This window comes from Streptomyces sp. NPDC059002 (genome assembly GCF_042740435.1).
Taxonomy (GTDB): Bacteria; Actinomycetota; Actinomycetes; order Streptomycetales; family Streptomycetaceae; genus Streptomyces.
In genome coordinates this window covers 1-8,792 of the sequence record NZ_JBHYJI010000117.1, presented here as the reverse complement: position 1 = coordinate 8,792, position 8,792 = coordinate 1, and the positions used below count along the sequence as shown (strand labels likewise).

10 protein-coding genes are annotated in these 8,792 nt (G+C 69.0%); 7 read left to right on the top strand and 3 right to left on the bottom strand.

Annotated elements, in window-relative coordinates; genetic code table 11:
- On the top strand, positions 1-372 hold a 372-nt coding region (locus ACFWZ2_RS42960; RefSeq protein ID WP_384555243.1), incomplete at its 5' end, for a phosphotransferase family protein.
- Between the two features lie 421 nt (positions 373-793).
- On the opposite strand, the gene ACFWZ2_RS42955 is transcribed toward ACFWZ2_RS42960, so the two are convergent.
- A complete protein-coding gene (locus ACFWZ2_RS42955; protein WP_384555242.1) occupies positions 794-1,915 on the bottom strand; it encodes a lipid II:glycine glycyltransferase FemX in 1,122 nt (373 codons plus the stop codon).
- Positions 1,916-2,053: 138 nt separating this feature from the next.
- Between ACFWZ2_RS42955 and ACFWZ2_RS42950 the strand changes: the two genes are divergently transcribed.
- The 4 genes from ACFWZ2_RS42950 (at position 2,054) to ACFWZ2_RS42935 (ending at position 4,559) form a co-directional block, all read left to right on the top strand.
- Entirely contained in the window at positions 2,054-2,905 is an 852-nt protein-coding gene (locus ACFWZ2_RS42950) for an IS5 family transposase (protein ID WP_384555241.1), read from the top strand.
- Between the two features lie 12 nt (positions 2,906-2,917).
- Positions 2,918-3,340, top strand: a complete 423-nt coding sequence (locus tag ACFWZ2_RS42945) for a hypothetical protein (protein ID WP_384555240.1) — start codon at positions 2,918-2,920, stop codon at positions 3,338-3,340.
- 200 nt (positions 3,341-3,540) lie between these two features.
- Complete coding sequence (locus ACFWZ2_RS42940; protein WP_384555239.1) at positions 3,541-3,885, top strand: PadR family transcriptional regulator; 345 nt, start codon at positions 3,541-3,543, stop codon at positions 3,883-3,885.
- Positions 3,885-4,559, top strand: a complete 675-nt coding sequence (locus ACFWZ2_RS42935) for a hypothetical protein (protein ID WP_384555238.1) — start codon at positions 3,885-3,887, stop codon at positions 4,557-4,559. Before ACFWZ2_RS42940 ends, ACFWZ2_RS42935 begins: the two co-directional genes overlap by 1 nt.
- Positions 4,560-5,049: 490 nt before the next feature.
- Here the strand turns inward: ACFWZ2_RS42935 and ACFWZ2_RS42930 are convergent, their stop codons facing one another.
- On the bottom strand, positions 5,050-6,282 hold the full coding sequence (locus tag ACFWZ2_RS42930) for a GNAT family N-acetyltransferase (RefSeq protein ID WP_384555237.1): 1,233 nt from the start codon (positions 6,280-6,282) through the stop codon (positions 5,050-5,052).
- A 228-nt stretch (positions 6,283-6,510) separates the two neighbouring features.
- The gene (locus ACFWZ2_RS42925; protein ID WP_384555236.1) at positions 6,511-6,870 is read right to left on the bottom strand and encodes a zinc ribbon domain-containing protein YjdM; all 360 of its coding nucleotides are present in this window, start codon (positions 6,868-6,870) and stop codon (positions 6,511-6,513) included.
- Positions 6,871-7,094: 224 nt separating this feature from the next.
- Here ACFWZ2_RS42925 and ACFWZ2_RS42920 point away from each other — a divergent pair, with 224 nt between their 5' ends.
- Together ACFWZ2_RS42920 and ACFWZ2_RS42915 are read left to right on the top strand one after the other, a co-directional pair.
- Positions 7,095-7,436 carry an ArsR/SmtB family transcription factor gene (locus ACFWZ2_RS42920; protein ID WP_384555235.1) on the top strand — a complete coding sequence of 114 codons (342 nt, stop codon included), beginning with the start codon at positions 7,095-7,097 and terminating at the stop codon, positions 7,434-7,436.
- The coding region (locus ACFWZ2_RS42915) for a SulP family inorganic anion transporter (RefSeq protein WP_384555234.1) at positions 7,433-8,792 on the top strand (1,360 nt) is incomplete at its 3' end. The genes ACFWZ2_RS42920 and ACFWZ2_RS42915, both read left to right, overlap by 4 nt.

The following is an 8,792-nucleotide window of genomic DNA, read 5'->3' as shown; positions in this document are numbered from 1 at the left end:
CTGGGCCACGGCCTGATCCACGGGGACGCCTACCCCGGCAACACCCTGTGGGACGACAAAGACTCGCTGGCACGCCTCGGCGACTGGGACGAGGCGGCCTACGGTCCGCGCGAACTGGACCTCGCGAACACCTTCCAAGGGGTGCGCTTCGGCCGCACAGCCGCCCAGCTCCGAGCGTTCTCGACGGCGTACGGCTACGACCTCACCCAGTGGCCGGGCACCGCAACCCTCGTCGCGATCCGGGACCTGCACACGCTGGGGTCCTTCGTGCGCCAGGCCGACCGCGGGGATACGGAAGCGTCGGCTCAACTCGCCTTCCGGCTGGGATCGTTGCAGACAGGGGACGCTGCATCCAGCTGGCACACGTACTGAGCTGGAGTCGTCAAGCAGAAGCTCTCCACGTGTGGTCGGCGATCGCGGATCAGCTGTCGCAGTGGGGCAGGCTCTGAACTTGTTCTTCATGGCCTGAGGCTCATCTCTGTCCCTCAGAGGATCTCCCAGTCCAGCTAGTCCTCGTTTGCCGCAAAGGGCAGACAGCCGTCCATCGCCTCGCCCGTCTCCGAAGACGTTGCCGTTGCCGTTGCCGTTGCCGTTGCCTTCAAGAGAGTCGGAAGGGGCCTCCACATGGGATGGGGTGAAGCAGCCCATCCCCCTCTATTGGGCGCTTGAGGTGGTGGTGGCGGGGTGCCGGTAGCTGGGCGGTCCCGGGTCCTCTCGGGCTACGTCCCTGACAGGCATGGCACTGGAGAGCCCGGCTCCGTTCCGGGGCTGTGAAGATGTACCGCCGTCGAACTCAGCGCCGGGACATGTAGAGGTCGAGGGCCTTGTGCAGGAGCTTGTTGAGCGGGAAGTCCCACTCGCCGAGGTATTCCACGGCCTGGCCGCCGGTGCCAACCTTGAATCGGAGCAGGCCGAGTAGGTGGTTGCTCTCGTCCAGGGTGTCGGTGATACCCCGGAAGTCATAGACACTCGCGCCGAGTTCGTGGGCGTCGGACATCATCCGCCACTGGATGGCGTTGTTCGGCTGGACCTCGCGCTTGCGACTGGTGGAAGCACCGTAGGAGTACCAGACGTGCTCGCCAACCGTCAGCATCGTCGCCGCCGCGAGCACTTCGCCCTCGTGGTGGGCGAGGTAGAGGCGCATGCGGTTGGGGTCCTCGGCCGTCAGCGCAGTCCACATGCGCTGGAAGTACGCCAGCGGGCGCGGGATGAACCGGTCGCGTTCGGCGGTCTCCACGTAGATGTCGTAAAAGGCGGGCAGATCGTCGTAGCCGCCGCGGACGACCTTGACGCCAGCCTTCTCAGCCTTCTTGATGTTCCGGCGCCACTGCTGGTTGAGTCCTCGAAGGATATCCGCCAGCGGCCGCTCTGCGAAGGGGACTTGGAACACATAGCGCGGCTGGCCGGCGGCGAAGCCGTCCTCGCTGCCGGGCTCGGCCTGATGCCAGCCCATCCGGCGTAGCCGGTCAGCGATGTCGAAGGCCCGCGGCTCGTGCACGGTGGCCTCTGCATCACGCAGTTGTCTGGCCTGCGGGTCGGCGATAGCGGCCTTGACTGCCTCCGCGCTCCAGCGGCGGGCGACGACGGGCGGGCCCATCTTCACTGAGAACGCGCCCTGGGCCTTGAGGTAGGCGAGCATCGGCTCCAGCCATCGCTGAAGATCCGGCGTGTCCCAATCGATGACCGGCCCTTCAGGCAGGTAGGCAAGGTAGCGCCTGAGCTTCGGTAATGGCCGGAACAGCACCAGCCCCGCGCCGACGAGGCGGTCGTTGTCATCGAGCCACCCCAGACTCTCAGCCCGCCAGTCCGGTTTCACATCCCCCCAAGAGGGGACCTGCATGTGACTCGCCGAGGGCCGGGCCGTGACGAAAGCCAGGTGCTCCTCGCGGGTGATCGCCTTCAGGCGGAAACTCATGTGCAGTGCCTCCATTGTTCGGCACGTCAGCCTACTGAGTGGGTGTTCTGCGAGTGCTCGGCGGAGTCGTAGTGCTTGAGGGCGGGTTGTCCGGTTCCAGGGCTTCCCGGCCAGCCGAGGACGCGGTGCGCTGTGGGCGTGGACGGACGCGAGCCGTACCCGAGTGACATGTCGGACGAAGCCTGGGAGCTGATCCGGCCGGTCATTACCGCGTGGAAGGCGAAGCATCCCTCGGTCAGCGGGCACGAGGGGCAGTACGCCATGCGGGAGATCGTCAACGCGCTGCTGTACCAGGCCCGGACCGGCTGCCAGTGGCGCTATCTGCCCCACGACCTGCCGCCCACGAGCGCGGCGTACTACTACTTCGGTCTCTGGCGCGACGACGGGACCGCCGAGACCATCCACGAGCTGCTGCGCTGTCTGGCCCGGGAGATGCGCCGGCGGCGCGAGGACCCCTCCGCCGTCGTGCTGGACTCCCAGACCGTGCGGGCCTCAGTGAACGCGCCGAAGGAGACGACCGGGCTGGATCCGGGCAAGCGGAGCCCGGGCCGGAAAAGAGGGATAGCCGCCGACGTTCTCGGGCTGGTCATCGCCGTGATCGTGGTAGCGGCGAGCGTGCACGACAACGCCATCGGCATCGCCCTGCTCGACAGGATCGCCAAGAGCGCGCCCACCGTGACCAAGGCGTGGGTGGATGCCGGGTTCAAGGAGGCCGTCGTGGAGCACGGCGCCCGCCTCGGCATCGACGTGGAAATCGTCCAGCGCGATCCAGGGACGAAGGGGTTCACGCCGGAGCCGAAGCGGTGGGTGGTCGAGCAGACGCTCGGCACCCTCATGCTGCACAGGCGTCTCGTGCGTGACTACGAGACCAGGCCGGCCAGTTCGGCGGCCTGGATCCACTGGTCGATGACCGACGTCATGCTCCGCCGCCTCACCCGCACCGCCACCGTGACCTGGCGCGACCCGCCCGGCACCCCGCGCCCCCGATGAGCAGGAGCGCCGGTGAAGCATCTCCTGGACAAGATCGAGGCCCGGCAGCGGCTGGTACGCGAGACGGCCGGACAGCTGCGTGAGCAGATCGCGCTCCTGACCGGACAGCTCGCCGCGGCCGAACGCACCCTGGAACGCCTGGACATCACCCGCGAGACGATGCTGGACCTTGCCGTCGAGGACGGCATCGAACCGCCCGAGCCGCTGCCGCCCGGCTACCGCGAAGTCCTCGCCGCCTTCGGCCAGGCCGGACACGGGCTCCGCGCGAAGGAGGTCTGCGAGATCCTGGGCATCGGAACCGAGCCACGGCACACCGAGAGCGTCCGCGCCAAGCTCAAGCGCCTGGTCGACCGCGACATCCTCGCCGACCCCGAACCCGGCTTGTTCATCCCCGCCCAAGCCGCACCAGCCACCCCGGACCCCAACTCAACCTGAAATCCGGCGAACCATCACAGAACTCTCATTCAGGGCCCATCTTCGATCGCTCCTCCTGGAGGTCGGGCGTCAGCTGACAGGTCCATCAGCAGGCAGCCACGAGACGACCGTGGGTATTTCCTCGCCCACCAGTACCCAATTCGGGTGACGGATGTGCAGATCAGACCTATGTCGGGAGCGGACTAAGGGATGCTCGCCCCGTGGATATCAAACTCACGCCAGCCGTCGTGAGGTTGCTCCAGGCCTTTCTTGAAGACCCGGACTCCCCCCACTTCGGTGCAGAGCTGATGAAGAAGGCTCAGGTATCTAGCGGCTCCCTCTATCCGGCGCTTCGGCGCTTTGAGGGGGCTGGATGGATCGCGGGTGATGACGAGGACATCGACCCGAGCGAGGCCGGCCGCCCGGCCCGCCGCTACTACACGCTGACCGGCCTGGGCGCGCGTCAGGCGCACCTCGCGCTGGCTGAACTGAGCCAGCGCGCACGCCCGCCGGCCTCGTCGCCGGGCTGGAACGCGGGCCCCATCGCGGAGGGGATTCGAACCTGATGCACCCCGTCAACGTCGCCGAGCTGGCGAGCAAGACCGACGAGCACGGACCCATGTTCCTGGGCCACGACGTGGAGGGCTGGAGCGTTGCGCTCATCGCTGCGATCCTCGCCGCCGTCTTCTACGAGGTGATCATGGCGCTGACACGCGGGATGACGCTGCGCCTTCCCTTCCTCATCCTGAAGTTCGCCAGGCTCGCCATGCCGAAGGAGGATTGGGAGTACCAGGGCCCGGAGTGGGAGGCCGAGCTGTGGAACTACCTCGGGGACAGAAACCACCATTGGTTCCTGCGCTTCATCGACGGCATGACCTTCGCGATCCCACTCGCCGCGGGCGGCGCACGCCACGCAGCGCAGGCCAGCAGGAAAGCCGCTCGCGGGCCTCGACCTGCACGGGCCCCGAAGAGAGGGCGACATGCTGCGCGTGGGCGCCGAGCTGGCATTTCCCCGACCGAACTCCTGGTATGCACATCCTCCGCCATCGTGAGCCTGGGAGTCACCGCCGCTGTGTCTGCTGGCTCCCGTACCGCCACTTCACCCCCCGCTGCCGAGGTTGCTCCCTGGGTCTGGTGGCTGGGGATTGGGGTGATGCTCATCGCCGCGGCAGTGCTCTTCCTCTCGCTCGCCGCACATGAAAGCCGTCACGCGAGCCGCGAATCTGATCACGGCAAGTGATCTGGAGCCCCGTGAACACATCCCAGATCTGGCCAGTCAGCCTGCTTACCCTCACTCAGCCGACTCCGGCCGTACCAGATACCAACTCAACCCGAAACCCGATGAAAGACCACAGAACGCCCACTGAGAGGCACTGCCGTGGACAGCCCCGTCTGCTCCGGTCTGTCGGGCAGATGCTTCACCGCCTCGTGTTGTGCCCTTCGGACTCGGTGGCCTGGAAGCGGTAGGACTCAGTACCGGTCTGGATGAGTGTGCAGCGAAAGGTGATCCGGTCAGCGATAACCACGCAGAGCCTCGGGTCAGTGAAGGTCTTCGGCGGAGGCGGGTCAGTTCCTCGTCGAGCCTGCGGGGAGCCCAGGTTGTCCGGCCGTTCGTGACGGCGCGCCCGTTCCAGTCCGGCTGCCGTCGCCGCTCCTGGCCGCGCCCTTCGCACCGCCCCGACGGGTGGCTACGGGCTGACGAGACTTGTCTGGGGTCGGCGAGCGCGTGGTCAGAACCAGTGCAGGCAGTGCGGGAGGCGGTCGGTGCGGAAGAGGGCGTCGGCGAGGGGGGCCGCGCCCGGGTGGTGGGCCCGGATGTGTCCGGCCCGCACGAGCGTGCTCGGGGCGGTGCCGCCGAGGTAGACCGAGCCCAGGTCGCGTACGTCCAGGGACAGATCGGGCTCCCGGTCCGTCGGGACGCAGTCGGCCTTGCCGTCCCGGGCGGTCAGCAGATAGCGGCCGTGCTCGCCGAGGAACGGGTCGTCGACGTCGAGGACGAGCTCGCCGTCCGTCAACCAACCGCGCGCGGTCAGCGCACGCGGGATGTCAAGGAGACGCACCCAGAGCCAGTCGGTGTCGCCGCTCACCTCGCCGGCACGGAAGTCCGCGAGCTGCCAGCGCAGCGGATGCCCGGTCGGGACGTGCTTGAACACGACCTGAGAGACCAGGTCGTGGCCGAGTACGAACCGGGCCAGAGCCGTGAAGACGGCGCCGTCGGTGGCGATGGTCTCGTCGACCGTCAGGGTGTTGGGTTCGCCGATCGAGTAGCTGGCGTACCCGTCCGGGACGCCGTAGGCGTCACGGTGAACAGCGACGTAGCGTGGTGCCGGCGAGATCGGGGGCTGCCCCGCGCGCAGGGCCCACCAGCGGTGCGGCCGGGACAGCGCGCCGGGCTGGGTGCGGCGGTACCGGTCGTAGACCTCTTCCAGAATCTCGCCGCACTCGGCACGACACAGCACCTCGACCGAGCCGTCGTCCGAATCCGTCGCTGGTGCGCTGGCCACTGTGCGCGCCCGGGGGACGGCGAGGGCGACCTGGTGGCGTGGCACCGTCAGTCGCGCCGTGTAGGTCGCCGGTCCGTAGCCAAACCTGCCGTAGATCGGAGCCTCGGAGGCCAGCAGCACGGCAAGGAACTCCCCGCGGGCCCGGAACTCGGCGAGCTGATGCCGCATCATCGCGCTGAGTACACCCTGGCGCCGGTGCGAGGGCAGGACGCCAACGGCGGTCACCCCGCAGGCCGGTGCGAGGATCTCACCGGGCAGGGTGAGCTCGAAGGAGTGCGCGGCGGCAGTGCCGACGGGCCGCCCGTCCGCCGTCAGGGCGAGCAGGCCACGGTCCATTTCGAGCGCCGACCACCACAGCCCACCGCCCTCGACCGGAGTTTCCGGGAAGCGCCCGAACGCGGCATGGATGGTGTCGACGAAGACGTCAACGTCCTCATCTGTCGTGGAACGAATCTCCATTGCCGCCGCTGCCTCCTCGCAATACCTGCACCACGACTCGTGATGTCCGGTCACCATGCCCCGTGGGCCCGCGGCCAGGGCAAACGAATTCCGGCCGGGCCCGCGCTGGGTCTCAACACAGCCCGGCGCCCGGGGTGAGGGCAGTGGACAGGCTCAGCGGTGGTCGTGAGGGAGGCTGTCACGCCGTGACAGTCAGCGGGTGTCCGCCGAGGAGGCGAGGCCCGAGGGTCAGGCCTTCTTGACCACGCTGGACTTGAGCTGCATGGCTCCGAAGCCGTCGATCTTGCAGTCGATGTCGTGGCCGTCGACGCCGTCGACCAGCCGGATGCCGCGCACCTTCGTGCCGGCTTTGATACCCGACGGGCTGCCCTTGACCTTGAGTGCCTTGACGACGACCACGGCGTCACCGTCCTTGAGGATGTTGCCGACGGCGTCCTTGATCACTCGCTCCCCGGAGGTGGCCTCGCTGTCCGTGCCGCTCTCGGTGGGCATCCACTCGTGGCCGCACTCGGGGCACACCACCAGGGCGTTCATCTCGTAGGTGTACTCGCTCGAGCACTGCGGGCAGGGAGGAAGGTTCTCGGGCATCTGGGCAGGGCACCTCTTTCGATCTGTCTGACTCGTCGCACGGTAACTGCCGTCTATCGGAATTGCGAATTTTTGCAATTCGTTAGATGGTGGGCCAGTCGTGCCTGCAGGTAGCCGTGGGGGCGACGGGTGCCGCCGTGCGGGACGCCCCGGGAGGGCGCCTCGCCCGGCGGCCACTGATGTGAAGCGCCGGGTGGTTCGAGAAAGTCGAGGGCGAGGACTCTGTGTCGGTTCCGCTGTATCAGGCCAAGGCTGAGTTCTTCCGGATGCTCGGCCACCCCGTACGAATACGTGCCCTTGAGCTGTTGCAGGACGGGCCGATGCCGGTGCGGGACCTGCTCACCGCGATCGAGGTGGAACCGGCGGCCCTCTCCCAGCAGTTGGCGGTGCTGCGCCGCTCGGGGATCGTCACCTCCGTGCGGGAGGGCTCGACGGTGGTCTACGAGCTCGCGGGCGGGGACGTCGCCGACCTGATGCGGGCCGCGCGCCGGATTCTGACCGAGATGCTCGCCGGGCAGAACGAGCTCCTGGCGGAGCTGCGGGAAGCCGAGGGCGCCACGCGATGAGCGAGGTGCTGAGCCGGGCGGTGCGCTCGGTGCGTCCCCTACTGCCCACCCGCGCCGACCTGGCGGACGTCCGCCGTGCTCCGCGCCGCGATCTGCTGGCCGGTCTGACGGTGGCGATCGTGGCGCTGCCGCTCGCGCTGGGCTTCGGCGTCTCCTCCGGGCTCGGCGCGGCGGCGGGGCTCGCGACAGCCGTGATCGCCGGGGCGCTCGCGGCCGTCTTCGGCGGGTCGAACCTGCAGGTGTCCGGGCCGACCGGCGCCATGACCGTCGTACTCGTCCCGATCTTCGGTCAGTACGGGGCCGGGGGCGTCCTGACGGTCGGTCTTATCGCGGGGCTGATGCTGGTCGCGCTCGCCGTGCTGCGGGCCGGGAAGTACATGCAGTACGTGCCCGCGCCGGTGGTCGAGGGCTTCACGCTGGGCATCGCCTGCGTGATCGGGCTGCAGCAGGTCCCCAACGCGCTCGGCGTGGCCAAGCCCGAGGGCGACCGGGTCCTCGTGGTGACCTGGCGTGCGGCCGAGGAGTTCGCGCACGCGCCGAACTGGACGGCCGTCGGCCTCGCCGTCGCCGTGGCGGCCGTCATGCTGATCGGCGCCCGCTGGCGTCCCACCATCCCCTTCTCCATCGTCGCCGTCGTCGCCGCCACCGTCGTGGCCCAGTCGGCGAACCTCGACGCGGCCGCGCCCATCGGCGACCTGCCCGCCGGGCTGCCCGCGCCGTCCCTGTCGTTCCTCGACGCGGGCGCCCTCGGCTCGCTGCTCGCGCCCGCGGTGGCGGTGGCCGCGCTCGCCGCCCTGGAGTCGCTGCTCTCCGCCTCGGTGGCCGACGGGATGACGGCGGGGCAGAAGCACGACCCGGACCGCGAACTGTTCGGCCAAGGAGTCGCCAACATCGCGGCACCGCTGTTCGGCGGCGTCCCCGCGACCGGCGCGATCGCGCGGACCGCCGTCAACGTCCGTACGGGAGCCCGCTCCCGGCTCGCCGCGCTCGCCCACGCCGCGGTCCTCGCGGCGATCGTCTTCGCCGCCGCGCCCCTCGTGTCGAAGATCCCGCTCGCCGCGCTCGCGGGCGTCCTCATCGCCACCGCGATCCGCATGGTCGAGGTCGGCTCGCTGCGGGCGATGGCGAGAGCCACACGCTCGGACGCCCTGATACTCGTCCTCACCGCCGTCGCTACCCTCGCCCTCGACCTCGTCTACGCCGTGATCATCGGGCTCGTCGTCGCGGGCGCCCTCGCACTGCGGGCCGTGGCCAAGCAGGCCCGCCTGGACCAAGTGCCGCTGGACAAGGGCGATCACGACGCCGAGGAGCATGCCCTGCTGGCCGAGCACATCGTCGCGTACCGCATCGACGGCC